This window comes from Herbaspirillum sp. VT-16-41 (assembly GCF_001994935.1).
In the GTDB taxonomy this organism is placed as follows: Bacteria; Pseudomonadota; Gammaproteobacteria; order Burkholderiales; family Burkholderiaceae_D; genus Herbaspirillum; species Herbaspirillum frisingense.
Map to the genome: position 1 here is coordinate 1 of NZ_MUXB01000168.1, position 24,716 is coordinate 24,716.

Genomic DNA, 24,716 nt, shown 5'->3' on the forward strand with positions numbered 1-24,716 from the left:
CGCCCCCCCCCCGGTGCCCCCCCCCCCCCTTTCCCGTGCGATTCCGCTCGCGACCCGCTTGGGGGGGGGGGACCCGGGTTCATTTGCTGGATATGGTGAGTGCGGACCAACTACTTATCGCGGGTATGCACCTCGGTGAGGAAGGCTTCGTCCAGATTGTTCGCACGGGAAAGAGTTATCGGGTTGTAGGCAAGCGTTGATAGCCCTGATTTTACCCCCCCCCCCCCCCCCCAGTCTGTTCTCACGCCTGTTGATAAAATAAGTTCTAAATTGCCTACCCCCGCCAGGACGGACCGGCGGCCGCTGACCTGTCAGACCGTGGGCTGCAAGCGTGCGTCCAGCCCACGCACAATGAAGTTTTATCGGAGATAAAAAGCTCATCATGAACATCATCGACTCGATTGATAAAAAAACGACCTATCCGGGCAGTGGTTCGACGCAAGGCGGGGGCAACACATCGGGATCTTCTTTCGAGAGCAGGCTGCAGCTGGCCAAGGCCAGTGGCTCGCTGTCAGCCTCGACGAAGTCCGATCCGGCGCGGGAACTGCAGGAATGGGCGGCCATGTCGCCGGATCAGCGGCTGTTCTATATGGTGCTGCAGTCCCTGGGGGTAACGAAAGATCAATACGAGCAGATGTCGTCCGACGACAAGCAGAAACTGGCAGAGAAGGTCCGCGAGCGCATCAAGGAGATGGCCAAGAACGGCACGCTCAATGCGGCCACGATGGCCTAGACCGGCTTCCCGGTCGTCGACGCAACTATGGTCAGACAGTCTCTGGCTCCCGATCCAGCAGACAGTCGATGAACGCACCGAGGAGAGCTGGTCGATGCCGCCTGTTCGGGTAATAGAGGAACAGCCCCGGGCGCGAAATCGACCAGTCCGCCAGCACCTGGACCAGCCGCCCCTGTTCCAGAAGTTCGGCCACGCCATCCCGTTCAAAGTGATAGGCAATGCCAAGCCCGTCGAGTGCTGCAGCGATGCCGATATCGGCATGGTTGGTGACGATGGGACCGTCCACCGCGACCTCCATCTGTCGCCCACGTTTCTTGAATTCCCAACGGTAGTGCCTGCCGTCCATCTGGAGCCGCCAGTTGATGCAGGTGTGCTGGTGCAAGTCGGCAGGTGACCTGGGCGTTCCGCGACGGGCGAGATAGTCCGGAGACGCCACGGCCACCATGTTCAGGTCCGGTGTGAGGCGGACCGCCACCATGTCTTTCTCGAGCCGGTTACCGACGCGGATACCTGCATCGAAACGGCCCTCCACGATGTCGGCCAGCGCGTCGTCCACGACGATGTCGAGGATCACGTCCGGGTGCGCCTGATGGAAACGTGAAAGCCGGGGCGCAATGAGGGTTCGCGCCGCGATCCCCAGCGTATTGATGCGCAGCGTGCCACTCATCTTGCCTGTGGCCTCGCTGGCTTCAGCGACTGCAGCAGCCATCTCCCGAAACAGCGGTGCCACACGTCGGTAGAGCAGTTCACCACTCGGCGAAGGCGCGACGCTGCGCGTGGTCCGGTTCAGCAAACGGGCGCCAATGCGGCCTTCGAGTTGCCGGATGGTCTGGCTCAGGGCCGACGGCGAGAGACCCAGATGCTCCGCCGCGCGGGCAAAACTCTGTCGCTCCACGACAGCGACGAAGGCCTTCAACTCAGCAAAATCGGATCCACGCATTATGTATTGTTTTCTACATAGAACATACGAATTCTAGGATATTAACTAAATTCACATTGGCGCGCATCCTGAGGCCTTTACCAACCTCATCGAGCCAAGCACATGGACACCCTGCCCCTTCCTGAGCCAATTGCCGCGTACTTCGCGGCAGAACACAATCCCGAAGCGCTGGCGCGCTGCTTCACGGCACAGGCCGTCATGAGGGATGACGGCCATACCTATACCGGCGTCAACGCCATCACGGCCTTCATGGCCGAGGCATCGGCCAGGTACAGCGCGACGAGCGTGCCGTTTGCCATGGAACTGGACGACGGCGTCCAACTCGTGCGTGCCAAGGTCTCCGGCAACTTCCCCGCTAGCCCTATCGTGTTGACCTATCGCTTTCGCCTGGAGCGTGGCCTGATCGCCTCGCTGGAGATCAGCGCATGAGCTTCGACCTTCATCTCAAGGGCCTGCGGGCCGTGGTCACTGGCGGCACGCAGGGCCTTGGCGCTGCCGTCGTGAAAACCCTCGCCCAGGCTGGTGCCCGGGTGATGACATCGGCGCGCTCCCTGCCTGCGCAGCCAGTCGAGGGAGTGAGCTACCTCGCTGCCGACCTGTCCACGGCGGACGGGAGCGATCACCTCGCCCACGCCATCCTGCAGGACTGGGGTGGCGTCGACATCGTGATCAACGTCCTTGGAGGATCAAGAACGCCCGTCGGTGGTTTCGCTGCGATCAGCGATGAGCACTGGTTCGCCGAGCTCAACCTGAACCTGATGCCGGCCGTGCGTCTGGATCGTGCACTGTTGCCCACCATGCTGGCGCAAGGCTCCGGGGTCATCATTCACGTCAGCTCCATCCAGCGCGTGCTGCCCCTGCCCGAGTCGACCACCGCGTATGCCGCTGCCAAGGCGGCGCTCACGACCTACAGCAAGTCACTGGCAAGAGAGGTGACGTCAAAGGGCGTGCGCGTCTTGAGTGTCGCCCCGGGCTGGATCGAGACCGAGGCTTCCGTGACGTTCGCGCAGCGGATGGCAACGCAGGCCGGGACGGACTACGAGGGTGGCAAGAAAATCATCATGGACTGGTTGGGAGGCATCCCGGTCGGCCGGCCCGCGCAACCGCAGGAGGTCGCCGATCTGATCGCATTTCTGGCATCCCCGCGAGCGGCTTCGATGGCGGGAACCGAGTATCGGATAGACGGCGGCACAGTGCCGACTGTGTAGCTGCGAGTCCCGTTTGGGAGGAAGTGCAAGGCGCGAATTTGCCTGCGGGTCAGTGACAATCCGGAACGTTCTGGTCCAGATAGACCTCGAAGGCCACGCTGTTGACCCACTTCTTGATGGCATTGCCCCAGAACGCCTCGTTCCAGCGCGCCGCCACCTGGCGTGCCGCGGCCAGATCGGCCGGGTCGCCGCTGCGCACCTGCAGTACCAATGCCTGGCGGGAGGTGGGCGGCAGCTGGGCGGAAAACTTCTTCCACTCCGGCAGCTTGAGCAGGGCCTTCATGAGCGTGTCGTCATGCACGGCTGCATCACACTGGCCGATACGTACTGCCAGCAGGGAATCGGCCGGGGCCGGCATCACTTTTTCGATGGCGCCGTAACGCGCAGCGAGCGTGCCGACATAGGGGGAACCAGCCGAGACGCAAACGCTGCGGCCCTGCATGTCTTCCCATTTGCGGATGGTGGTGTCGGTGCGCATGATGGCCATGCCGCCGGCGCTGTAGCCGGTGGGGATCTCGACCACATCGCTCAGCGCGGCCTGTCCGGGCAGCGTGCGGGTGAACACCAGCTCGGGCCGCATCCCTTTCAGGGCGGCACGTTCTGCACCGTTGGTCTGGAGTTCGGCCTTCAGCTTCCACTTCGCGGCCAGGTCATCGGCCAGCACGGTGGCGATGTTTTCCGGCGTGCGAAATTTCATGCCGCCCTTGTACGTCGGCGGAACGTGATCCAGCCCTATGCGCAGCTGCCCGCTGCTACGGGCGTCATCCAGCACACCGGCTTGCAGGCTGCATGACAGCAATGCCGCCAGCGCAAAAATGAAAGAATGAAGACCGCGCATCGTGAGTCCAGATGACTTGAATACTTGGTGTTGGATCAAACCCGGATCAGGAGTCTTGCTCAGACATCCTGCTCAGACATACTGATAGCGCAGCAGTCGGTGCTTGAGGTTTTCCAGGATGACCTGATCGATCAGCGCCGCCAGGATGGCAATGGTCAGGATGTTGGCCATCACGCCGATCATGTCCGCAGTCTCCCCCGAGTAGGCCAACGTGCGGCCCAGCCCCTTGCCGAAACCGACCAGCATCTCGGCCGAGATCAGGGCGCGCCAGGCGTTGCCGAAGGCCAGCTGGGCGCCGGTGATCAGCTCCGGCATCACTGCCGGCAGGTAGACCCGGCGCAGCATGGACAGGCGCGACGCGCCCATCACGCGGGCGGCCGAGACATGCACCTGCTGCACGCTCTCGGTGGCGTTCATCACCGACAGCGCTGCCGGGAAGAAGGCGGCGATGGCCACCACCACCACGATGGGCAGGTTGCCGAAGCCCATCAGGATGAGGAACAGCGGTACCCAGGCGATGGACGGGATCGATTGCAGGATCACGATGGCCGACTTCAGCACTTCGCGGAAGAAGAACAATACCGCGCCGATCAGGCCGAAACCGATGCCCAGCACCAGCGCCGAGCCATAGCCCATGCCCAGGCGATAGAGGCTGCCGAACAGGGCCAGGCGGAAATTGCTGGACTGCACCTCTTCAAACAGGCGCGCCGCCACCGACGGCACGCCCGGCATCAGGAAGGACGGCAGCGACCAGGCCGCGATCTGCCACATCAGAAGGATGAAGACGATGGCCAGAACCATGGCCAGCTTCTTGCGGAGACCGGTAACGCGACGCTGTGAGCTCATAAGACAAATAAAAGGCGATGGCCGGAGTCGCTCCGGCCAGATCAAAAAACATTAAACCTCTTCAACCCGACCTCCAACCGTTCGGACTGAGTAGGCCCGCAGGGCCGTATCGAAGGCGCCCCCGACGCAGTGCCTTTGATACGCGGCTGCGCCGCTACTCAGGGCGAACGGTAGGCAGCACAGTCCTCAGGCATCCTGCCATCCCGACATCACAGCTTGCGGGCGTTCTGCCACGACAGGTCGGTGATGGAGTTCACATCGAAGGGCTTGCCATCACGGGTCTTGAGCGAACCCTGCGATTGCAGGATATCGGCGATCTCCTGCATCCGATCCTGGTCCTTCTTGTTGATCTTGGCAGTGAAGGTCTGGCTCTTGATGGCATCGCGGATCACGTCTTCGCGCAGCATCTCGCCATGCTTCAAGGTCTTCAGGGTCGGCTCGGCGATGAAGTAGCCGGCGATCAGCTTGGAGGCCTCGGCGGGCTTCTTCTGCAGCAGGGTGATGGCGTCACGCTGGGCGTCGAGCGATTTCCAGACAGCGTCGCGCTTCTTCTTCAGGGTCTCGCCGGAGGTGATCACCACCATGCAGGGGAAGGGCCAGACTTCGCCGATCTCATAGATCTGCTTGACCGGTGCAATCAGTTGAGCGATGCGGGCCTGCGGTTCGAACAGGAAGGCCGCATCCACGCGCTTGCCCACCAGCGACTGCACCGCCACCTGGGGCGAGACGCCCATGACGTTGACGTCATCCGGCTTGACGCCGGCGTCGCGCAGGACCACGCCCTTGAGCACCGTATCAGCGGTGCTGCCCTCGGCTTGCGAGGCCAGGGTCTTGCCCTTCAGGTCGGCGACCTTGTTGATGCCGGAATCCTCGCGTGCCACCAGGGCGTGATAGCCCAGTTGCGCACCGCCCACCACCTTCAGGTCGGCGCCCTTGGAGGCCCAGGCCACGGCGTTGGAGAAACCGAACACGCCGCTGTCGAGCTGGCCGCCGACGATGGCCTTGACCAGGTCGGTACCGGACTTGAACTCGATCAGCTCCACATCCAGGCCGTACTTCTTGTAGAGGCCGGCTTCATAGGCGGCCATGGCCTGGGCATCGTCCATCACGCGCAGGTAGCCGATCTTGAATTTTTCCAGGGCAAAGGCATTGCCGGTGAAAGCCAGGGCAGCGGCGGCGATGGCCGGTGCCAGGATGCGTGCGAGTTTCATACTCCAACCCCTTCAATGTTTTTGGCAAATTCGTCCTGCTCGGCATGGATGCCCAGCAGGCAGAGGATCTCGCGACGGGTGGCCGCGAATTCGGACAGGTCGTGCGTCTTTTCGTGATGCACGAGATTGAATTCCTTCAAGACCTTGGCCGGGCGCGGGCTGAACACGAAGATGCGGTCGGCCAGGAACAGCGCCTCGTCCACATCGTGGGTGACCAGCACCACGGTCGGCCCCTGCTGGCGGATCAGGTCGCGCAGGGCGTCCTGCAGGGTCATGCGGGTGAGTGCATCGAGGGCGCCGAAGGGCTCGTCCAGCAGCAGGGCCTTGGGCTGCGAGATGAAGGCGCGTGCCAGCGCGGCGCGCTGGCGCATGCCACCCGAGACCTGGTGCGGGTAATAGTGTTCGAAGCCCTTGAGCTTGACGTTGTCCAGCCAGACGGCGGCCTGCTCGGCGGCCTTCTTCTTGTCGATGTTCTGGAATTCGAGGGCCAGGGCCACGTTCTGCTGCAGGGTCAGCCACGGATAGAGCGCGTTTTCCTGGAACATCAGGGTGCGCTCTGGATGCGGGCCACGAATGGCCTGCCCATCACCGGCGACCGTGCCGCTGCTGGGCTTTTCCAGGCCGGCAGCCATGTGCAGCAGGGTGGACTTGCCGCAACCGGAGGGGCCGACCAGCGCGACCAGTTCACCCGATGCGATGTCGCGGGTGAATTCCTCGATCACGTGCAGGTCGCCGAAGCGCTTGGCGACGTTGTTGAAAGATAGCTTCATGTCGTCCGGCGGCCGAGCCGCGCAGGTTGAGATGCGGTTGAAATGCCTGGATCAGGATGCATGGGAGGGATGGCAGAGCGCCCCGGGCGCGCTTTCCCCCTTTTTGTCAGGGATGCACTGTACTGTTGCCGGCCAGGCCGAACAACTACTTAAAAATCGTATGCTTATTCGTATTTCGAATAAGAAAGACGCCCAAAACGCATATAGACGTCAGGTTTTCGTCAGTTTCCATTCAGTCAACAAGGCCTGGACGTCGGGATAACGCAGCCGTACGCCCAGTTCCTGCTTGATGCGCCGGTTGGCCAGACGGCGCGATTCCGACATGAAGGACAGCATCATCGGCGAGACGCTGCGTTCCAGCTCGGCACGCGGCAGGCGCGGCGGACGGGCCAGGCCGGCAGCGTCGGCCACGGCGTCGAAGTAGTCGGCCATCTTCAGCTGCGTGTCGTCGACGGCATGATAGACGCGGTTGGGCGCGCCCAGGCGCATGGCAGCGGCAGCGATGCGGGCCAGGTCGTCGCCATGGATGTGGTTGGTATGCACGTCCTCCCCCGCCACCAGCGCCGGCAGGCCCTTTTGCAGGCGTTCCAGCGGCAGGCGGTCGGCCGCATAGATCCCTGGTACGCGCAGGATGGAAAGGCGACCGTGCCGGCGCCGCGCCCAGGCCCGCAGCACCGTTTCGGCATCGACCCGGCGCACGGCGCGCAGGTTCTGCGGGTTGACGCGGCGGGTCTCGTCGAAGCTTGCGCCAGCGCAATCTCCGTACACCCCGGTGGTGCTGATGTAAACCAGGCGCGCGCCCTCGGGTAAAATGGCGGCCAAATTGCGGGTACGGCGGTCGATGCGGCCGTCCGACTGCGGTGGCGCCAGATGCAGGATGGTCGGCGCCAGGCGTGCCAGGCGGCCCAGCGTCAGGGGCGCGTCGAGGTCGGCGACGACGGGAATGGCGCCGGCCGCGCGCAGTTCGGCGCAGCGCTCGGGGTGGCTGGTCACGGCCAGCACGCGATAGCGCGGCAGCAGCAGTGGCAGCAGGCGCAGGCCGACATCGCCACAGCCCAGGATCAGTACGCGGGGCAGGCCCAGTTTTTTCACGGTATTCAATCCAAATTTATCCAGAAGCAGAATTGTATGAGTTTCCAAGTCACAGTCCAGCCTAGCGGCCGTCAGTTCTCCTGCGACGCAGGTGAATCCATTCTCACCGCGGCCATTCGCGCCGGCGTGGGCCTGCCCTACGGCTGCAAGAACGGCGCCTGCAGCTCCTGCAAGGGCAAGCTGGTGTCCGGCCAGGTCGAGCACGGCCCGCATCAGGAACGCGCCCTGTCGGCGCACGAGCAGCAACTGGGGTTCGCCCTGTTCTGCGTGGCCAAGCCGCAGAGCGATGTCACCATCGAGGCCCGTGAAGTGGCCGGCGTGGGCGAAATCCCGGTGCGCAAGCTGCCAGTGCGCGTGGCCAAGCTGGACAAGGTGGCTGACGACGTCATCGTGCTCTCGCTGCAACTGCCGGCCAACGACCGTCTGCAGTACAAGGCCGGCCAATACGTGGAATTCCTGCTGCGCGACGGCAAGCGCCGCAGCTACAGCATGGCCACCGCCCCGCACAAGGATGAGCACATGAGCCTGCACATCCGCCACCTGCCGGGCGGCCTGTTCACCGACCAGGTCTTCACCACCCTGAAGGAACGCGACATCCTGCGCATCGAAGGCCCGCTGGGGACCTTCTTCCTGCGCGAGGACTCCGACAAGCCCATCATCCTGCTGGCCTCCGGCACCGGTTTCGCGCCCATCAAGGCCATCGTCGAGCAGCTGGAACATGCCGGCTCCACCCGCCCGGTCACGCTGTACTGGGGCGGTCGCCGGCCGCAGGACCTGTACATGGACGCGCTGTGCCAGCAGTGGCAGCGCGACCTGCCCAACTTCACCTACGTGCCGGTGGTATCCAACGCCCAGCCGGAAGACCAGTGGAGCGGTCGCAGCGGCTTCGTCCACCGTGCCGTGATGGAAGATTTCCCCGACCTCTCCGGCCACCAGGTCTACGCCTGCGGCGCGCCCATCGTGGTCGAATCGGCACAGCGCGACTTCAGCGCCCAGTGCGGCTTGCCGGAAGACGAGTTCTACGCCGACTCCTTCACCTCCGAAGCCGACCTGGCCAAGGCCGTCTCGGACAGCCCGGCAAGCTGAGCAGCGTACTGTCATGCCGGCGTCACGCGCATTTGCGAAGATGCCGCCCAAGCCTGACGCCACGCGGCCCGGCGCGATGCGATGAAATTGCAACGGTGGCCCGCCGGATGCGCCCGCGAGCGGGTCCGACGGGAAATTTCTTTTTGACGCTATGCGCAAAACGTCCTAATATTCACCGAATGATCGCCAACGCCACATTTTTACGACGTCGCAGCCAACCTGAGAAAGGTTTGCTGCTGCGCGCGTGAAGTGAAACGAATCGCGAAGCCACAGGCAAACCCTGTGGCTTTTTTTTATCCGCCATCCGGGTCTGTCGTGCGCCTACCGCTTCCTGCCAGTGTGTCAGCAACGGTCTGTCCCGCACCATTCCTATCACCCTATCGCAAGCAATCCTTGCAGGAGTCCATCGATGCAATACAGCCAGTCCGACGCCAACAAGCTGATGTACGTCACCAACCGCCCCGAGCTGGTCTTCACCGAAGGCCAGGGCATGTGGCTGACCGACCATAACGGCAAGCGTTACCTCGACTACCTCCAGGGCTGGGCCGTCAACACCCTGGGCCACGCACCGCAATGCATCGCCGACGCCCTGGCCGCGCAGAGCAAGAAGCTGATCAATCCCTCCCCGGCCTTCTACAACCAGCCCTCCATCGAGCTGGCCAAGCTGCTGACCGAGAACTCGGTGTTCGACCGCGTGTTCTTCGCCAACAGCGGCGGCGAGGCCAACGAAGGCGCCATCAAGCTGGCCCGCAAGTGGGGCAAGAAGAACCCGGCCGCCAACGGTTCGGCACGCTTCGAGATCATCACCTTCAAGCACAGCTTCCACGGCCGTACCCTGGCCACCATGTCGGCCAGCGGCAAGGACGGCTGGGACACCATGTTCGCCCCGCAGGTGCCGGGCTTCCCCAAGGCCATCTTGAATGACCTGGACAGCGTCAAGGCGCTCATCGGCGAACACACCGTGGCCGTGATGCTGGAGCCGGTGCAGGGCGAAGGCGGCGTGATCCCCGCCACCAAGGAATTCATGCAGGGCCTGCGCGCCCTGACCAAGGAAAAGAACCTGCTGCTGATCGTCGACGAAGTGCAGAGCGGCATGGGCCGTACCGGCCAGCTGTTCGCCTACCAGCATTCCGGTATCGAACCCGACATCATGACCCTGGCCAAGGGCATCGGCGGCGGCGTGCCGCTGGCAGCCCTGCTGGCGCGTGAAGAGATCGCCTGCTTCGAAGCCGGTGAACAAGGCGGCACCTACAACGGCAATCCGCTGATGACCGCAGTGGGCGTGGCCGTGATCAAGGAACTGCTCAAGCCCGGCTTCATGGAAGGCGTGCGCGAGCGCGGCCAGTACCTGCGCCAGCGTTCGCTGGAAATCTCGGAAAAGTACGGCTTCGAAGGCGAGCGTGGCGAAGGCCTGCTGCGTGCCCTGCAACTGGGTCGCGATATCGGCCCGCAGATCGTCGAAGCGGCGCGCAACCTGGAACCGGTGGGTCTGCTGCTGAACTCCCCGCGTCCCAACCTGCTGCGCTTCATGCCGGCCCTGAACGTGACCAAGGAAGAAATCGACCAGATGTTCGACATGCTGGAAGTGGTCCTGGCCAAGATCGGGAAATAAGCGATGGCGGGGCGCGTGCGGATTGTTTCGAACCGGATGGCCAGCGCGCCATCCCCCCGGTCGACCCTGGCCGCAGTGGCCGCATTGGCCACCGCGCTGGTGGTGGCCGCCTGCGGCACGGCACCGACCGCGCCCCCCATCGAACGGCTGCCCGGCGCCCCGCAATCGCAGGTACCGGCACTGCCGGCCAGTGAAAATGGCAATGAAGTGGCGCTCTATGCGCTCTCGCTGATCGATACCGGATATCGCTTCGGCGGCAAGAATCCCTCGGCCGGACTGGATTGCAGCGGCATGGTCTCCTACATCTTCGGTCAGGCCGCCAATTACCGCATCAGCGGCAGCGCCGCCGACATCGCGCGGCGTGGTCGCCAGATCGATCCCTCGCAGCTGCGGGCCGGTGACCTGGTGTTCTTCAACACCATGAACAAGCCCTTCTCGCACGTGGGCATCTACCTCGGTGACGGCCGCTTCGTGCATGCGCCCTCCACCAACGGCAAGGTGCACATCACGCGTATGGACAACCCCTACTTCGCCACCCGCTTCGAGATGGCGCGTACCTATTTCAACTGAGTGTCGACCTTGCGGGCCGTGCGCTTGCGCGGCTTGCCCTCCTGCTGCTGGCGATTGCCGTATTCGCGGATCAGGTTGGCGCTGTAGCGCGTGAAGGCGATATCCATGTGCCGCCGCATGGCCGCACGCGCCTGCTCGGGATTGCGCTCGCGCAGGGCCTGCATGATCAGGCCGTGCTCATCGATGGCTTCCTGCCACACGCGGGTCCCGTCGAAGTGACTGTGCAGGCGTTCGAACAGCGGTCCCAGGCGGGCATCGAACAATTGCGTCACCAGCCCGACCAGTACGCTGTTGCCGGTCGCCTCGGCCATCCGGATATGGAACAGCCGGTCAGCCTCCAGCGGATCGATGCCGGCCTCGGCATTGGAAATCATCAGCGCATAGGCCTCCTCGATGGCGGCGATCTGCTGCCGGCTGCCATGCTGGGCGGCGGCGTAGGCCACCTCCCCTTCGATCATCTCGCGGGCGCGGATCAGCTCCAGCGGCCCCTCCTCGCCGGACAGGTCGCTGCGCCGCTCACGCTGCACCGGCGGGCAGACATAGATGCCCGAGCCCATCCTGACCTCGATATGCCCTTCCACCTCCAGCGCGATCAGGGCCTCGCGCAAGGAGGGCCGGCTCACCCCCAGTTGCAGCGCCAGATCGCGCTCGGAAGGCAGGCGCGAACCGACCGCAAACTCGCCATCCACGATCAGCTTGCGCAACTGGTCGCTGATCTGCCGGTACAGCCGCTGCGGTTCGATCGCTTCGATGGGCATGTTGTGTGTGATCAGCTCAGGGTGGCGGGAAACTCCAGTCCGTAGGCGGCGGCGCTCTCGCGCAGCATGGGCGCAATGGTCGGATGCAGCGCCACGCCCTGGGCCATCTGCTCGGCACGACGCTGCATGCCCCGGTCGCCCGGCATGCGCACCTGGCCCACGCCCGGACGCGGCGGATTGTTGCGGCAGGATGCGGCGATATGGTCCATCTGACGCCGGAAGTCCTGTTCGCCGCCAAAGGCCGAAGGATCGTAGAGCGACATGAACACCGTCGCGCCCCATCCCGCTGGCGGATCGGCGCGGCCGAAACCGGACAGCCCGCCGGTCAGCGCCTCGATCAGCACCGCCAGCCCGAAGCCCTTGTGCCCGGCCGACAAGCCCCCCAGAGGCAGGATGGTGCCGGGCGGATCGGTGGCCAGCACGGCCGGGTCGCGGCTGGGATTGCCCTGGCCATCGATGAGCCATTCTTCCTCGAACTGCTTGCCGGCCTTGTGCAGGCGATTGCTCATGCCATTGGTGGTGATCGAGGCCGAGATATCGACCAGGAATGGCGTGCCGGAGGTGGGAATACCGGCCGCAATCGGATTGGGCGTAAATACCGCCTGGGTGCCGCCGAACGGCGCCACGCTCTGCACCGCCGGGTCGGAACTGGCCAGGATCATCATGAAGCCCTCCTGCGTGGCCCGCAGCAGATAGGCGGCCAGGCAGGCGATGTGATGGCTATGGTGGATGGTCAGCGAAGCGGTGCCGTAGTCACGCGCCTTGGGGATGAGCGCATCGATGCCCTGATGCACCAGCCACGGCCCCGGCAGGCGACGGCCGTCCCAGGCCAGCGCGGCGGCGCGTTCGGACAGCACTTCCGGCTGGCCGGTCTTGGTCATGCTGCCTTTTTCCAGCTCCTTGACATAGGGCGCCAGCAGCGCCAGTCCGTGGGTGTCGTGGCCCAGCAGGTCGCCGTCCACCAGGGTGGCGGCGACGCTGTCGGCCTTGTCGGCTTCCAGCCCGGCTTTCTGCAGCAGCGTGGTGGCGAACTGACGCAGCGCATCAGCGGAAAAACGTTCGGGTGCAGCCATTGCAACAACCATCCTTTCCTTGCTTGAATCATTGACAGAAACTGAAATGTCCTACGCGGCGGCCATGCTCTTCCTGCGCACCAGCTTGAGCACCACCGGCAGCAACCACAGCAGCACCGTGATCACGCCCAGCGTGCCGGCGATGGGACGCTCGAAGAAGGCCAGGAACTGACCGTCCGACTTGATCATCGAGGTCACGAAATGCTCTTCCAGCATGCCGCCCAGCACCACGCCCAGGACCGCCGGCGCGACCGGGAAGCCGTTCTCTTCCATCACATAGGCCAACAGGCCGAACACCAGCATGATGCCCACATCGGTCACGCTGTTGTTGGTGGCGTAGGAACCGACGATGCAGAACAACAGGATCAGCGGCATCAGGATGCCACGCGGAATGGACAGGATACGCTTGGCCATCTTGATGCACCAGAAGCCCAGCGGCAGCATCAGCAGGTTGGCCAGGATGAAGACGAGGAAGATCGCATACATCGACACCGGATTTTCGACGAAGATCATCGGCCCCGGATTGAGGTTCTTCATGTACAGCACACCGATGACGATGGCCGTGATGGAGTCTCCCGGGATGCCGAACACCAGCGCCGGAATCCACGCACCGGCCAGCGCCGAGTTGTTGGCCGCGCCCGATTCGACGATGCCTTCCGGATGGCCGGTGCCGAACTTCTCCGGTTCCTTGGACATCTTCTTGCTCATCGCATACGACATCCAGGCCGCGATATCGGCGCCGGCCCCCGGCAAGGCACCCACCAGCGTACCGAGCACGCTGCCGCGCAGTACCGACTTCGGGTACTTCACCATCAGGCCCCACATGCCCTTGAAGACGTTGCCCACCTCGCTCTTGGCGACCTTCATGGTGAAGTCGCGCGAGACCGCGAAGCGCAGCACCTCCGACATGGCGAACATGCCCACCATCAGCGGCACCAGCGAAACCCCGCCCAGCAGGTCGGGCTGATCGAAGGTGAAGCGCGGCGCACCGGCCGGGTTGCCCATGCCGACCGAGGCGATGAACATGCCCAGGAACAGCGATACGAAACCCTTCAGCGGGTTATCGGACGCAATGAAGATGGCACAGGTCAACCCCAGCAGCACCAGCCAGAAGTATTCGAAGGAGGAGAACTTCAGCGCCAGCTCGGCCAGCGCGGGCGCGGCCAGGATCAGGACGATGGTACCGAACAGGCCACCGATGACCGAGAACACCAGGCTGGCGCCGAGTGCGATTTCGCCCTGCCCCTTCATGGTCATGGCATAGGCTTCGTCGGTGTAGGCCGCTGACGAGGGCGTGCCGGGAATGCGCAGCAGGCAGCCCGGAATATCGCCCGAGAAGATCGCCATGGCCGTGGCCGACACCATGGCCGCGATGGCCGGCACCGGCGGCATGAAGAAGGTCACCGGCACCAGCAGCGCCACTGCCATGGTGGCCGACAGGCCCGGCACGGCCCCCATGAAGAGGCCGAAGATGGACGCACCGAGGATGACCGCCAGCACGTAGGGATCGAACACCATCCCGAAGGCGGCATAGATATTGGCAAGCATGTGGTCTCCTTACCAGGCCAGCGGCGTCAGGATGCCCCAGGGCAGTGGCACCTTGAGCAGTTTGTAGAAGATGGTGTGAATGATCAGCGCGCTGACCAGGGCCACCGGCACGGCCACCATCAGACGGGTGCGGAAGGTCAGGAACAGTACCAGCAGCAGCAGCACGGCGGTGGGCAGGAAGCCCAGCGGTTCCGACACCCAGATGTAGAACAGCAGCGAGGCCGGAACGAGCAGGAAGGCCAGCACCGCATGGCGGCTGCCGAACCAGTCCGGCAGCGTGAACCAGTGCGCGTCCTGGTCATCGGCATCGGTGGTGGAGATCGTGGAGATGGTGGTGCCGTGGGACGAACGCGTCTTGCGCAGGCCACGCAGGCCGCGCAGCACCAGCAATACGGCGCAGATCATCAGGCCGCCGGCCAGCGCCTGCGGAAACACGTTGGGACCGATATCCTGCCCCATCGCAGGCAGGCGGGAAGAGGCAATCCAGAGCACCACCGCAAACAGCGCGACCAGCAGTCCGGACAAGGCATCATTGATTTTCATGGAAACGACCCTGGAAAAGAAACGACGACAGCGGCGCGCCCCCCCTTCAACGAGGCAGGGCGCGCTCGCGGCATTACTTGGCCATGCCAAGCGTCTTCAGGATGGCGCCCATGTCCTGGTCGCTCTTGTCCATGAACTTGCCGAACTCGGCCGAATCGGCATACATCACGCCGAAACCACGTCCGCTCATGAAGTCCTTGTACTCCTTGCTCTCATAGATCTTCTTCAGGCTGGCCGAGAGCTTGCCCTGCACGTCGGCCGGCAAGCCCTTGGGCGCGACGATGCCGCGCCAGGCGCCGTTGGTCCAGGTGCTGCCAGTGAGGCTCTTCAGGGTCGGCACCTTGGGATAGAGCGCCGCCGGCTCATCGGACATCACCACCAGCGGTACCGCCTTGCCGGCATCGATCAGCGAACGGGCCTCGGGCAAGGATGCCGCCACGATATCCACGCCACCAGCCGCCAGGTCCACCATGGCCGGCGCCGCGCCGTTGGAAGGTACGAAGCGCACCGCATTGGGCGCCACCTTCAGGTCGTTCAGCATGCCCGCCAGGCCGAGGTGCCAGATGCCGCCCTGCCCGGTGCCGGAGGCCTTGAGCTTGCCCGGATTGGCCTTGACCGCCTTGAGCAGGTCATCGAAATTCTTGTAGGGGGAATCGTGGCTCACCGTCAGGGCGGCCGGGTCGAAATTCATCAGCGCCAGTGGCGTGAAGTCACGCGGGGTCAGCTTGGTCAGGCCCTGGTGGTGCATCATCGAGATTTCCACGGTGGCGATGCCGATGGTGTAGCCATCCGGTGCCGCACTGGCGATGGCCTGGTGGCCCACTGCACCATTGCCCCCGGTACGGTTGACCACGTTGACCGGTTGGCCCAGGTCTTTTTCCAGCAAGGCGCCGATGATGCGCGCCGTGGCATCAGTGCCACCCCCGGCGCCCCAGGGCACGATCAGGGTCACAGGACGTTCCGGCCAGGCGGCAAAGGCCATCGGCGCGGCCAGCATGCTGCAGGCGGCGCTGGCCGCGAGCAGGCTCTTCAATAGGGTTCTGCGGGTGAAATGCATCGTCTCCTCCGTTGTCGGTTGCGGCTAACACTGGGTTACGGCCAACGTTTGGCAAAGGACTTTCGTTGGCGCTGCATGACCTGCATGAGCGCACCGAAACGGCAGGACAGGATGGTGTCCATGCGCTTTCTGGATGTCTCCGACTGTCTCGTCGTTGTGCAGGCCTGGTGCCTTGCTGCTTTCTTATGCTCCGGTTCGGGCCGGATGTTTGTTCTGGACGCTTTCCCGTCGTCCTTCATTCGTCTTTCATCCAGGCAGGCATGAAAGCGACAGGTAATGTGGTCTGACCAGCGGGACCTAGAATTTCACATCACTTCGGCAGTGTCAAGGATGAATGGAACGCATCAAAATAATTCATGCTTGGTGCTTCGCAACATTTTTTGCCGGCCGCAAACCCTTGTCAGCACTGGCTTATAGCCGCATGGCCGATTTCACCCCATGTTGCAGGGGCGCAGCAGAAAGCACCGGTGTGGTGTCGCGGAAAAAGCTTTCCCGCGTTCTGGTATTACCACTTGACCAAACAAATCCTGCTGCAATAGACTCGCAGCCAATCGAACAAGTCACGTCGCATCCGCAGGCTGGCCCAGGTGGTTTCCACCCGTTGACCGCAGCGCATGCAGAACGGACGGCACAGACCCAGCCGCCACGGCAGACGCCGGCGGCTTCAGGCAACGGAGACATCTCATTGGCTTACCAAGGCAGAGCAACGAGTCTGAACCGCAGGACCTCGGCTGGCTGGGCGCATAGCGTCTGCGCCGCCTCGGCTTCCAGCGTGCGCGCCCGTCGCGCCCTGCATCGCGCCTCTTCCTTCGGGTCCCTGCTGGCCTTTTTGCTGATCGATTTTTCCCGCTATTTCTTTGACCAGGGCGACAGTCACCCGGTCCCCGCGCGCCAGTCCTGACCGGACCGGCGCGCAGCAGCACGCAAGCATCACGCAAGCACCAACCGCATTGCACGCACTGCAGGCCCATCCGGCCTGCAGCAGATGGATTTGCACGGGCAGCGCCACCCAATCCGGCCTGCCTGTCAGGGAAGATCATGACTGACGACACCAAAAACCCCCCCCGCCGCAGCCAGGCCTGGTTCGGCCGCCAGGACCGCGATGGTTTCATCTACCGCTCCTGGGTCAAGAACCGCGGCATCCCCCACGACCAGTTCGATGGCCGTCCGGTGATCGGCATCTGCAACACCTATTCCGAACTCACCCCCTGCAACTCGCACTTCCGCGCCCTGGCCGAACAGGTCAAGATCGGCATCTGGGAAGCCGGCGGCTTCCCGCTGGAATTCCCGGTGATGTCGCTGGGCGAGACCCTGCTGCGCCCCACCGCCATGCTCTACCGCAACCTGGCCAGCATGGATGTGGAAGAGTCGATCCGCGCCAATCCGCTGGACGGCGTGGTGCTCTTGATGGGCTGCGACAAGACCACCCCGGCCCTGTTGATGGGCGCGGCCTCGGTGGACGTGCCGACCATCGGCGTGTCCGGCGGCCCCATGCTCTCGGGCAAGTACCGTGGCCGTGAACTCGGTTCCGGCACCGGCGTGTGGCAGATGTCGGAAGATGTGCGCGCCGGCAAGATGACGCAGGAAGAATTCTTCGAGGCCGAGAGCTGCATGCACCGCTCGCATGGGCACTGCATGACCATGGGTACCGCTTCCACCATGGCCAGCATGGTCGAGGCGCTGGGCGTGGGTCTGCCGCACAACGCTGCCATTCCCGCCGTGGATGCGCGCCGCAACGTACTGGCCCGCAATGCCGGCCGCCGCATCGTGCAGATGGTCGAGGAAAATCTGGTGCTGTCCAAGATCCTGACGCGCCAGGCGTTTGAAAATGCGATCCGCGTCAATGCCGCCATCGGTGGATCCACCAATGCGGTGATCCACCTGCTGGCCATCGCCGGTCGCATCGGCATCGATCTCGACCTCAAGGACTGGGACGACATCGGCCAGAAGCTGCCTTGCCTGCTGGACCTGCAGCCCTCCGGCAAATTCCTGATGGAAGATTTCTACTATGCCGGTGGCCTGCCGGCGGTGATCCGCCAGCTGGAAAGCGTGATCGACAAGACCGCCCTCACCGCCAACGGCAAGACCCTGTGGGAAAACTGCGAGGACGCGCCGAACTGGAACGAGGAAGTCATCCGCTCCTTCGACAAGCCATTCAAGGAAGCTGCCGGCATCGCCATCCTCAAGGGCAACCTGGCCCCCGATGGCGCCGTGATCAAGCCCTCGGCCGCCACCCCGGCCCTGTTGAAGCATCGCGGCCGCGCCGTGGTCTTCGAGAACAGCGACGACCTGCACAAGCGCATCGACGACGAGAACCTGGACGTCGACGAAACCTGCGTGCTGGTGCTCAAGAACTGCGGCCCCAAGGGTTATCCCGGCATGGCCGAAGCCGGCAACATGCCGCTGCCGCCGAAGGTCCTGCGTAAAGGCATCACCGACATGGTGCGCGTCTCGGATGCGCGCATGAGCGGTACCGCCTATGGCACCGTGGTCTTGCACGTCTCGCCGGAAGCCGCCGCTGGCGGACCGCTGGCGCTGGTGCAGAACGGCGACTTCATCGAACTGGATGTGGAAGCCCGCAAGCTGCACCTGGATGTGTCGGAGGAAGAACTGGCGCGACGCCGCGCCCAGTGGCAAAAGCCGGAACTGCCGCCGCAGATGCAGCGTGGCTGGGTCAAGCTCTACGTGGACCACGTGCAGCAGGCCAACCAGGGTGCCGACCTCGATTTCCTGGTCGGCAAGAGCGGCCCCTATGTGCCCAAGGATAACCACTAGGCAAGCAGAACGATCCGCGTCCCGGCTGGCTGGCCGGGACGCGGGCAGCAAGGATTTTTTTCAAGAAACCCGATTGCAGCGAACTCCACCTGAAGCAACATCGAGCATCATCGAGCGTCATTAAGCAAGGATTAACGACAACTCAATCAGCATTAGCAGCACATTAATATCAGCATCAGTCGTACCCGGGATCACGGTACAGCCACACAAGCGGCGGCCATGCTCCAGGAAGTAATTGCATCAGGTGGACCAAGACAACCATCACGGAGACGAGCAATGAAAGTACTGATTACCGATTACGATTTCCCCGATGTCGACCTGGAGCTGGCGCTCTACAAGGAGGCCGGTGTGGAAGTCGTGACCGCACAATGCCGCACCGAAGACGAGGTGATCGCCGCCTCCGAGGGCTGCCAGGGCCTGCTGGTGCAATACGCACCGGTGAACGCCAAGGTGTTCGCGGCACGTCCTGAAATCCGCATCGCCAGCCGCTATGGCGCCGGCTTCGACACCATCAACACCGCCGACGCCGCGCAGCACGGCGTCTGGGTTGCCAACTCGCCCGACTATGGCGTGGGCGAAGTCTCTACCCATGCCCTGGCGATGGCGCTGGACCTGATCCGCAACATCACCGTCTATGACCGTGCCGTCAAGGCCGGTGAATGGCACTACACCACGGCCGGCATCATCCCGCGCGCCTCCGACCTCACCATCGGTATCATCGGCCTGGGTCGCATCGGCAAGCGCATGGCGCATATCTCGCGCAATCTCTTCAAGCGCGTGATCGCCTATGACCCCTACATCATCGACGGCGACTTCCCCGCCTACGTGGAGCGCGTCGGCCGCGAGGAACTGTTCCGCCAGGCCCATGTGGTCTCGCTGCACACGCCGCTCAACGATGAAACGCGCAACATGATCGACGCCTCGCTGCTGAACCTGTTGCAACCGCAGAGCTACCTGGTCAACTCCGCACGCGGTGGCCTGATCAAGATCGACGACCTGCTGGCGGCACTGGAAAACGGCAAGCTCAAGGGCGCTGCGCTGGATGTGTTGCCGGTCGAACCACCCGAGACATCGGCGGCTATCGTCCAGCATCCACGTGTGCTATTGTCGCCGCACGCGGCATTCTTCTCCGATGTCGCAGCGCGCGAACTGCGGCGCAAGGCGGCCCAGAACCTGATCGACTGGGACCGCAACGGACGGCCCTCCTACGTGGTCGTCGCTGGCAAGAATCCATAATCATCAACCCCGCCACGGGGCGCCAATGCAGCACCATCGCCGGCCGCCAGCCGGCGATGCATCAGTGTAGAAAACAGAAAAAAAAGGAGGATCGACCAGATCCTCCACATGCCCGAGCAGGGTGTGCATGAACAAAGTGCGTTGTGGCCGTCTCCGCCTGGAACCGGTTCCGCAGCGTCGATACGAGGATACACACGAGGAGCATTTGATGGCATCAGTACAGATTCGCGCAGTCAAGAAGCAGTTCGGCAGCACCCAGATCATCCGGGGCGTCGACATCGATATCGCCGATGGCGAATTCACGGTTTTGGTCGGCCCTTCCGGCTGCGGCAAGTCGACACTGCTGCGTATGCTGGCCGGGCTGGAGGAGATCACCGGCGGCGAAATCCTGATCGGCGGCACGGTGGTCAACAACGTCCAGCCCAAGGACCGCGACATCGCCATGGTGTTCCAGAACTACGCGCTCTACCCGCACATGACGGTGCGCGACAACATGGCCTTCTCGCTCACCCTGGCCAGGAAGGACAAGTCCTTCGTCGATGAGCGCGTCAAGAAGGCCGCCGACATCCTCGGCCTGAACCAGCTGCTGGACCGCTACCCGCGCCAGCTCTCCGGTGGCCAGCGCCAGCGCGTGGCGATGGGTCGTGCCATCGTGCGCGATCCGCAGGTATTCCTCTTCGACGAACCCCTCTCCAACCTCGACGCCAAGCTGCGCGTGCAGATGCGCACCGAGATCAAGGAACTGCACCAGCGCTTGAAGACCACTTCCATCTATGTGACCCACGACCAGATCGAAGCCATGACCATGGCCGACCAGATCGTGGTCATGCGGGATGGCCTGGTGGAACAGCGCGGCCGTCCGCTGGACCTGTACGACCACCCGGCCAACCTGTTCGTGGCCGGCTTCATCGGCTCACCGGCCATGAACTTCATCCCCGCCACGCTGCGCAAGACCGGCGGCGCGGCCGAGGTCGAGTTCGCCGACGGCACCCGCGTACCGGCCCCTTACGGCAGCGCACTGCAGGGCAGCGATGGCCAGAAGGTCACCTATGGCGTGCGTCCCGAACACCTCTCCATCGGTGGCGCCGGCCAGGGCATCGCCACCAAGGTCATCGTGGTGGAGCCGACCGGCGCCGATACAGAAGTATTCTCGCGCTTTGGCGAAACCAGCCTGACGTCGATCTTCCGCGAACGCCATGACTTCGGCGCCGGCGACCTGATCCACCTGGTCCCGGACCATGGCCGCACGCATCTGTTCGACGCCGAATCGGGCAAGTCGCTGGCGGCCCGCTGAACCGCAAGCTCCATTACCGCAGTACCCAGGCAACACCAGTAGCGCAGCATCAGAAGAACAAGAGTCCATCCGCAGGGGAGCGATTCCGTCGCGATCCGACAGCGGTCCAATTCGACTTTCAACCGAAGGAGTAGGAGACATGAGCAAGCTGACACGACGCGAATTCCTGGTCACCAGTGCGGCCGCAGCGGCCGCTTCCGGCATGGGCGTCAATGCCTTTGCCGCCGGCCCCGGCGCTGCCGGCGCCGACAGCATCAAGTACCCGATCGAACAAGGTGCGACCCTGCGCGTGCTGCGCTGGAAGCGCTTCGTCCAGGGTGACGAAGACCTGTGGAACGCCAACGTCAAGAAATTCACCGAACTGACCGGCGTGGCCGTGCGTACCGACAGCGAAGGCTGGGAAGACGTGCGTCCGAAGTCGGCCGTGGCCGCCAACGTGGGCAGCGGCCCGGACATCGTGCTGGGCTGGTTCGACGACCCGCAGCAGTATCCGACCAAGCTGATCGACATGACCGACCTGGCCGATTCGCTGGGCAAGCGCTATGGTGGCTGGTACGACGTCTGCCGCAAGTACGGCACCAAGGACGGCAAGTGGATCGCCCTGCCGCTGGGCGTGATCGGCAATGCCCTGGTCTATCGCGAAAGCCAGATCAAGGCCGCCGGCTTCGACGCCATCCCCAAGGACACCGCCGGCTTCCTGAAGCTGTGCCAGGCCTTGAAGGCCAAGGACACCCCGGTCGGTTTCGCTCTCGGCAAGGCCGTGGGTGATGCCAACAACTGGGCGCACTGGCTGCTGTGGTCGCACGGCGGCAAGCTGGTCGACAAGAGCGGCAAGGTCGCCATCAACTCGCCCGAGACCCGTGCCGCACTCGAATACGCCAAGCAGCTGTACGCCACCTTCGTACCCGGCACCCTGTCCTGGCAGGACCCGTCCAACAACAAGGCCTACCTGGACGGCCAGATCAGCATGACCGCCAACGGCATCTCGGTCTATTACGCGGCCAAGAACTCCACCGATCCGAAGATGCAGGACATCGGCAAGGATACGCAGCACGCGCACTTCCCGATCGGCCCGGCCGGCAAGCCCACCGAGCTGATGCAGATCACCCAGATGATGGTGTTCAAGCACACCAAGTTCCCCAATGCCGCCAAGGCCTTCGTGCAATTCATGTTCGAGCCGGACCAGTACAACCCGTGGATGAAGGCCTCCATCGGCTACGTCAGCCAGCCGCTGAAGGCCTACGAGAAGAACCCGATCTGGACCGAAGACCCGAAGGCCACCGTCTACCGCGACTCGGCCTCGCTGATGCTGGACCACGGTCACGAAGGCCCGCTGGGACAAGCCTCGGCCGCCTGCATGGCCGACTACGTGGTGGTGGACATGGTGGCCGAAGCTGCCAGCGGTTCCAAGACCGTGCAGCAGGCCATCGACCGCGCCGCCGAACGCGCCAAGCGCTACTACAAGGCTTGATGCCGACGGCATGATGGCGGGACGGCGCCGCGCCGGGTTCCCTCGGGACAGCGGGCAAGGGGCAGGTTGTCAGGGCCTGCCGACCCGGCGCGACGGCGTCCGGCCATCACCAGAAGCGAACACCGTATCGGCCGCAGGCCTGTCCTGCGGCCCTTTCATCGAGGCAAATCATGCTATCCCGATTCCTGAACAACCGTAACGTACTGGGCATGCTGTTCATGGCCCCGGCCGTGATCCTGCTGGTGGTGTTCCTGACCTACCCGCTGGGACTGGGCATCTGGCTGGGCTTCACCGACACCAAGATCGGTGGCGAAGGCAGCTTCGTCGGCCTGGACAACTTCACCTACCTGGCCGGCGATTCGCTGGCCCAGCTGTCGCTGTTCAACACCGTGTTCTACACGGTCAGCGCCAGTATCCTCAAATTCGCACTGGGCCTGTGGCTGGCCATCCTGCTCAACAAGAACGTGCCGCTGAAGACCTTCTTCCGCGCCATCGTGCTGTTGCCCTGGATCGTGCCGACCGCGCTGTCGGCGCTGGCGTTCTGGTGGCTGTATGACGCGCAGTTCTCCGTCATCAGCTGGGCGCTGACCAAGATGGGCCTGATCAACCACTACATCGACTTCCTGGGCGACCCCTGGAATGCGCGCTGGTCCACCGTCTTTGCCAACGTCTGGCGCGGTATCCCGTTCGTGGCCATTTCGCTGCTGGCCGGGCTGCAGACCATCTCGCCTTCGCTGTATGAAGCGGCCGCCATCGACGGCGCCACGCCCTGGCAGCAGTTCCGCCACGTGACGCTGCCGCTGCTGACCCCGATCATCGCGGTGGTGATGACCTTCTCGGTGCTGTTCACCTTCACCGACTTCCAGCTGATCTACGTGCTGACCCGCGGCGGTCCGTTGAATGCCACCCACCTGATGGCCACGCTGTCGTTCCAGCGCGCGATCCCCGGTGGTGCCCTGGGTGAAGGTGCGGCGATGGCTACTTACATGATCCCGTTCCTGCTGGCAGCGATCATGTTCTCGTACTTCGGCCTGCAACGTCGCGGCTGGCAACAAGGAGGTGACAAATAATGGCCAAGAAAAAAGACGACCAACAGGAAACCCAGGGCATGGATTTCCTGCAATCGACACCGCGCCGCTGGGTGACGATCTACATCCCGCTGCTGATCTTCCTGTTCGTGCTGCTGTTCCCGTTCTACTGGATGGTGATCACCGCCTTCAAGCCTGACGGCGAACTGCTCTCCCAGACCGGCAATCCCTTCTGGGTGGTGGCACCGACCCTGGCGCACTTCAAGAAGCTGCTGTTCGACACCCAGTATCCGGCCTGGCTGCTGAACACGGTGATCGTCTCGGTGGTGTCGACCTTCGCCTCGCTGGCAGCCAGCGTCTTTGCTGCCTATGCGATCGAACGGTTGCGCTTCCAGGGTTCCAAGCAGGTCGGCCTGGGCATCTTCCTGGCCTACCTGATCCCGCCCTCGATCCTGTTCATCCCGCTGGCGGCGATCGTGTTCAAGCTGGGCCTGTTTGACACCCGCTGGGCGCTGATCCTGACCTACCCGACCTTCCTCATCCCGTTCTGCACGTGGCTGTTGATGGGTTACTTCCGCTCGATTCCGTATGAGCTGGAAGAGTGCGCGCTCATCGACGGCGCCACCCGCTGGGAGATCCTGGTCAAGATCATCCTCCCGCTGGCCGTGCCCGGCCTGATCTCGGCCGGCATCTTCGCCTTCACGCTGTCGTGGAACGAGTTCATCTACGCCCTGACCTTCATCTCTTCATCCGAAGTGAAGACGGTACCGGTGGGCATCGTCACCGAGCTGGTCGATGGCGACGTCTACCACTGGGGCGCCCTGATGGCCGGCGCCCTGCTGGGCTCGCTACCGGTGGCGGTGGTGTATTCCTTCTTCGTGGAGTATTACGTCTCGGGGATGACGGGGGCGGTGAAGGAGTAGTGTTGCGGTAGCGCCAACTGCTAGAAATAGCATTGCCAAAAAGAAGAGCCGCCCTCCAGCATCGAATCATTGGATCAATGCTGGAGGGCTGCCCCGGGAAAAGC

Annotated in this window: 24 protein-coding genes and 1 pseudogene; 14 read left to right on the top strand and 11 right to left on the bottom strand. The window is 63.6% G+C overall.

Features of this window, described 5'->3' with window-relative positions; genetic code table 11:
* Window positions 1–71 precede the first annotated feature (71 nt).
* Window positions 72–200, top strand: a pseudogene (locus tag BTM36_RS29180) (MBL fold metallo-hydrolase); the annotation flags it as partial.
* Between the two features lie 182 nt (window positions 201–382).
* Window positions 383–733 (top strand): hypothetical protein, encoded by a 351-nt coding sequence (locus BTM36_RS24485; RefSeq protein WP_077238307.1) that lies wholly within the window; start codon window positions 383–385, stop codon window positions 731–733.
* A 31-nt stretch (window positions 734–764) separates the two neighbouring features.
* Here the strand turns inward: BTM36_RS24485 and BTM36_RS24490 are convergent, their stop codons facing one another.
* Window positions 765–1,673, bottom strand: a complete 909-nt coding sequence (locus BTM36_RS24490; RefSeq protein ID WP_077238308.1) for a LysR family transcriptional regulator — start codon at window positions 1,671–1,673, stop codon at window positions 765–767.
* A 102-nt stretch (window positions 1,674–1,775) separates the two neighbouring features.
* Here BTM36_RS24490 and BTM36_RS24495 point away from each other — a divergent pair, with 102 nt between their 5' ends.
* Window positions 1,776–2,102, top strand: coding sequence for a nuclear transport factor 2 family protein (locus tag BTM36_RS24495; RefSeq protein WP_077238309.1), 327 nt, complete (start codon window positions 1,776–1,778; stop codon window positions 2,100–2,102).
* Window positions 2,099–2,881: an SDR family oxidoreductase gene (locus BTM36_RS24500; protein ID WP_077238310.1), complete on the top strand. Its 783-nt coding sequence runs from the start codon at window positions 2,099–2,101 to the stop codon at window positions 2,879–2,881. Before BTM36_RS24495 ends, BTM36_RS24500 begins: the two co-directional genes overlap by 4 nt.
* 49 nt (window positions 2,882–2,930) lie before the next feature.
* Here the strand turns inward: BTM36_RS24500 and BTM36_RS24505 are convergent, their stop codons facing one another.
* The 5 genes from BTM36_RS24505 to BTM36_RS24525 form a co-directional block, all read right to left on the bottom strand.
* Window positions 2,931–3,719, bottom strand: coding sequence for a transporter substrate-binding domain-containing protein (locus BTM36_RS24505; protein ID WP_077238311.1), 789 nt, complete (start codon window positions 3,717–3,719; stop codon window positions 2,931–2,933).
* 72 nt (window positions 3,720–3,791) lie between these two features.
* Window positions 3,792–4,565, bottom strand: coding sequence for an ABC transporter permease (locus tag BTM36_RS24510; RefSeq protein ID WP_077238312.1), 774 nt, complete (start codon window positions 4,563–4,565; stop codon window positions 3,792–3,794).
* 209 nt (window positions 4,566–4,774) lie between these two features.
* Complete coding sequence (locus BTM36_RS24515) at window positions 4,775–5,776, bottom strand: ABC transporter substrate-binding protein (protein WP_006462775.1); 1,002 nt, start codon at window positions 5,774–5,776, stop codon at window positions 4,775–4,777.
* The gene (locus BTM36_RS24520) at window positions 5,773–6,546 is read right to left on the bottom strand and encodes an ABC transporter ATP-binding protein (protein WP_006462776.1); all 774 of its coding nucleotides are present in this window, start codon (window positions 6,544–6,546) and stop codon (window positions 5,773–5,775) included. The genes BTM36_RS24515 and BTM36_RS24520 overlap by 4 nt, the downstream gene beginning before the upstream one ends.
* 210 nt (window positions 6,547–6,756) lie before the next feature.
* Complete coding sequence (locus BTM36_RS24525; protein WP_077238401.1) at window positions 6,757–7,638, bottom strand: sugar nucleotide-binding protein; 882 nt, start codon at window positions 7,636–7,638, stop codon at window positions 6,757–6,759.
* Between the two features lie 36 nt (window positions 7,639–7,674).
* Here BTM36_RS24525 and BTM36_RS24530 point away from each other — a divergent pair, with 36 nt between their 5' ends.
* The 3 genes from BTM36_RS24530 to BTM36_RS24540 all read left to right on the top strand — a co-directional run bounded on the left by BTM36_RS24530 (window position 7,675) and on the right by BTM36_RS24540 (window position 10,906).
* Window positions 7,675–8,724, top strand: coding sequence for a CDP-6-deoxy-delta-3,4-glucoseen reductase (locus tag BTM36_RS24530; protein ID WP_077238313.1), 1,050 nt, complete (start codon window positions 7,675–7,677; stop codon window positions 8,722–8,724).
* 409 nt (window positions 8,725–9,133) lie between these two features.
* Window positions 9,134–10,336, top strand: a complete 1,203-nt coding sequence (locus tag BTM36_RS24535) for an acetylornithine transaminase (protein WP_006462779.1) — start codon at window positions 9,134–9,136, stop codon at window positions 10,334–10,336.
* 36 nt (window positions 10,337–10,372) lie between these two features.
* Entirely contained in the window at window positions 10,373–10,906 is a 534-nt protein-coding gene (locus BTM36_RS24540) for a C40 family peptidase (RefSeq protein ID WP_174616918.1), read from the top strand.
* Here the strand turns inward: BTM36_RS24540 and BTM36_RS24545 are convergent.
* From BTM36_RS24545 to BTM36_RS24565, 5 genes are all read right to left on the bottom strand, one after another.
* A complete protein-coding gene (locus tag BTM36_RS24545; protein ID WP_006462781.1) occupies window positions 10,894–11,664 on the bottom strand; it encodes a FadR/GntR family transcriptional regulator in 771 nt (256 codons plus the stop codon). The genes BTM36_RS24540 and BTM36_RS24545 overlap by 13 nt on opposite strands.
* A gap of 11 nt (window positions 11,665–11,675) precedes the next feature.
* Window positions 11,676–12,737 carry an Ldh family oxidoreductase gene (locus tag BTM36_RS24550; RefSeq protein WP_174616913.1) on the bottom strand — a complete coding sequence of 354 codons (1,062 nt, stop codon included), beginning with the start codon at window positions 12,735–12,737 and terminating at the stop codon, window positions 11,676–11,678.
* A gap of 51 nt (window positions 12,738–12,788) precedes the next feature.
* The gene (locus tag BTM36_RS24555) at window positions 12,789–14,285 is read right to left on the bottom strand and encodes a tripartite tricarboxylate transporter permease (protein ID WP_077238316.1); all 1,497 of its coding nucleotides are present in this window, start codon (window positions 14,283–14,285) and stop codon (window positions 12,789–12,791) included.
* 9 nt (window positions 14,286–14,294) lie between these two features.
* Window positions 14,295–14,828: a tripartite tricarboxylate transporter TctB family protein gene (locus tag BTM36_RS24560; RefSeq protein WP_006462784.1), complete on the bottom strand. Its 534-nt coding sequence runs from the start codon at window positions 14,826–14,828 to the stop codon at window positions 14,295–14,297.
* 73 nt (window positions 14,829–14,901) lie between these two features.
* Window positions 14,902–15,885, bottom strand: a complete 984-nt coding sequence (locus tag BTM36_RS24565; protein ID WP_077238317.1) for a tripartite tricarboxylate transporter substrate binding protein — start codon at window positions 15,883–15,885, stop codon at window positions 14,902–14,904.
* A 334-nt stretch (window positions 15,886–16,219) separates the two neighbouring features.
* On the opposite strand from BTM36_RS24565, the gene BTM36_RS28125 reads away from it, so the two are divergent.
* The 7 genes from BTM36_RS28125 to BTM36_RS24600 all read left to right on the top strand — a co-directional run bounded on the left by BTM36_RS28125 (window position 16,220) and on the right by BTM36_RS24600 (window position 24,612).
* Complete coding sequence (locus BTM36_RS28125) at window positions 16,220–16,786, top strand: hypothetical protein (RefSeq protein ID WP_139347281.1); 567 nt, start codon at window positions 16,220–16,222, stop codon at window positions 16,784–16,786.
* A 137-nt stretch (window positions 16,787–16,923) separates the two neighbouring features.
* Complete coding sequence (locus BTM36_RS24575) at window positions 16,924–18,660, top strand: IlvD/Edd family dehydratase (protein WP_077238318.1); 1,737 nt, start codon at window positions 16,924–16,926, stop codon at window positions 18,658–18,660.
* 276 nt (window positions 18,661–18,936) lie between these two features.
* Window positions 18,937–19,896 (top strand): C-terminal binding protein, encoded by a 960-nt coding sequence (locus BTM36_RS24580; protein ID WP_077238319.1) that lies wholly within the window; start codon window positions 18,937–18,939, stop codon window positions 19,894–19,896.
* A 208-nt stretch (window positions 19,897–20,104) separates the two neighbouring features.
* The gene (locus tag BTM36_RS24585; protein WP_077238320.1) at window positions 20,105–21,190 is read left to right on the top strand and encodes an ABC transporter ATP-binding protein; all 1,086 of its coding nucleotides are present in this window, start codon (window positions 20,105–20,107) and stop codon (window positions 21,188–21,190) included.
* 139 nt (window positions 21,191–21,329) lie between these two features.
* On the top strand, window positions 21,330–22,661 hold the full coding sequence (locus tag BTM36_RS24590) for an ABC transporter substrate-binding protein (RefSeq protein ID WP_006462790.1): 1,332 nt from the start codon (window positions 21,330–21,332) through the stop codon (window positions 22,659–22,661).
* A 170-nt stretch (window positions 22,662–22,831) separates the two neighbouring features.
* Window positions 22,832–23,731, top strand: coding sequence for a carbohydrate ABC transporter permease (locus BTM36_RS24595; RefSeq protein ID WP_077238321.1), 900 nt, complete (start codon window positions 22,832–22,834; stop codon window positions 23,729–23,731).
* Window positions 23,731–24,612: a carbohydrate ABC transporter permease gene (locus tag BTM36_RS24600; RefSeq protein ID WP_006462792.1), complete on the top strand. Its 882-nt coding sequence runs from the start codon at window positions 23,731–23,733 to the stop codon at window positions 24,610–24,612. The genes BTM36_RS24595 and BTM36_RS24600 overlap by 1 nt, the downstream gene beginning before the upstream one ends.
* Window positions 24,613–24,716 lie beyond the last annotated feature (104 nt).

Bases quoted from the DNA above. Each gene is read 5' to 3' on its own strand.
- BTM36_RS24485 (WP_077238307.1), top strand. From the start codon at position 383: ATGAACATCATCGACTCGATTGATAAAAAAACGACCTATCCGGGCAGT.
- BTM36_RS24490 (WP_077238308.1), bottom strand. From the start codon at position 1,673: ATGCGTGGATCCGATTTTGCTGAGTTGAAGGCCTTCGTCGCTGTCGTG.
- BTM36_RS24495 (WP_077238309.1), top strand. From the start codon at position 1,776: ATGGACACCCTGCCCCTTCCTGAGCCAATTGCCGCGTACTTCGCGGCA.
- BTM36_RS24500 (WP_077238310.1), top strand. From the start codon at position 2,099: ATGAGCTTCGACCTTCATCTCAAGGGCCTGCGGGCCGTGGTCACTGGC.
- BTM36_RS24505 (WP_077238311.1), bottom strand. From the start codon at position 3,719: ATGCGCGGTCTTCATTCTTTCATTTTTGCGCTGGCGGCATTGCTGTCA.
- BTM36_RS24510 (WP_077238312.1), bottom strand. From the start codon at position 4,565: ATGAGCTCACAGCGTCGCGTTACCGGTCTCCGCAAGAAGCTGGCCATG.
- BTM36_RS24515 (WP_006462775.1), bottom strand. From the start codon at position 5,776: ATGAAACTCGCACGCATCCTGGCACCGGCCATCGCCGCCGCTGCCCTG.
- BTM36_RS24520 (WP_006462776.1), bottom strand. From the start codon at position 6,546: ATGAAGCTATCTTTCAACAACGTCGCCAAGCGCTTCGGCGACCTGCAC.
- BTM36_RS24530 (WP_077238313.1), top strand. From the start codon at position 7,675: ATGAGTTTCCAAGTCACAGTCCAGCCTAGCGGCCGTCAGTTCTCCTGC.
- BTM36_RS24535 (WP_006462779.1), top strand. From the start codon at position 9,134: ATGCAATACAGCCAGTCCGACGCCAACAAGCTGATGTACGTCACCAAC.
- BTM36_RS24540 (WP_174616918.1), top strand. From the start codon at position 10,373: ATGGCCAGCGCGCCATCCCCCCGGTCGACCCTGGCCGCAGTGGCCGCA.
- BTM36_RS24545 (WP_006462781.1), bottom strand. From the start codon at position 11,664: ATGCCCATCGAAGCGATCGAACCGCAGCGGCTGTACCGGCAGATCAGC.
- BTM36_RS24550 (WP_174616913.1), bottom strand. From the start codon at position 12,737: ATGGCTGCACCCGAACGTTTTTCCGCTGATGCGCTGCGTCAGTTCGCC.
- BTM36_RS24555 (WP_077238316.1), bottom strand. From the start codon at position 14,285: ATGCTTGCCAATATCTATGCCGCCTTCGGGATGGTGTTCGATCCCTAC.
- BTM36_RS24560 (WP_006462784.1), bottom strand. From the start codon at position 14,828: ATGAAAATCAATGATGCCTTGTCCGGACTGCTGGTCGCGCTGTTTGCG.
- BTM36_RS24565 (WP_077238317.1), bottom strand. From the start codon at position 15,885: ATGCATTTCACCCGCAGAACCCTATTGAAGAGCCTGCTCGCGGCCAGC.
- BTM36_RS28125 (WP_139347281.1), top strand. From the start codon at position 16,220: ATGGAACGCATCAAAATAATTCATGCTTGGTGCTTCGCAACATTTTTT.
- BTM36_RS24575 (WP_077238318.1), top strand. From the start codon at position 16,924: ATGACTGACGACACCAAAAACCCCCCCCGCCGCAGCCAGGCCTGGTTC.
- BTM36_RS24580 (WP_077238319.1), top strand. From the start codon at position 18,937: ATGAAAGTACTGATTACCGATTACGATTTCCCCGATGTCGACCTGGAG.
- BTM36_RS24585 (WP_077238320.1), top strand. From the start codon at position 20,105: ATGGCATCAGTACAGATTCGCGCAGTCAAGAAGCAGTTCGGCAGCACC.
- BTM36_RS24590 (WP_006462790.1), top strand. From the start codon at position 21,330: ATGAGCAAGCTGACACGACGCGAATTCCTGGTCACCAGTGCGGCCGCA.
- BTM36_RS24595 (WP_077238321.1), top strand. From the start codon at position 22,832: ATGCTATCCCGATTCCTGAACAACCGTAACGTACTGGGCATGCTGTTC.
- BTM36_RS24600 (WP_006462792.1), top strand. From the start codon at position 23,731: ATGGCCAAGAAAAAAGACGACCAACAGGAAACCCAGGGCATGGATTTC.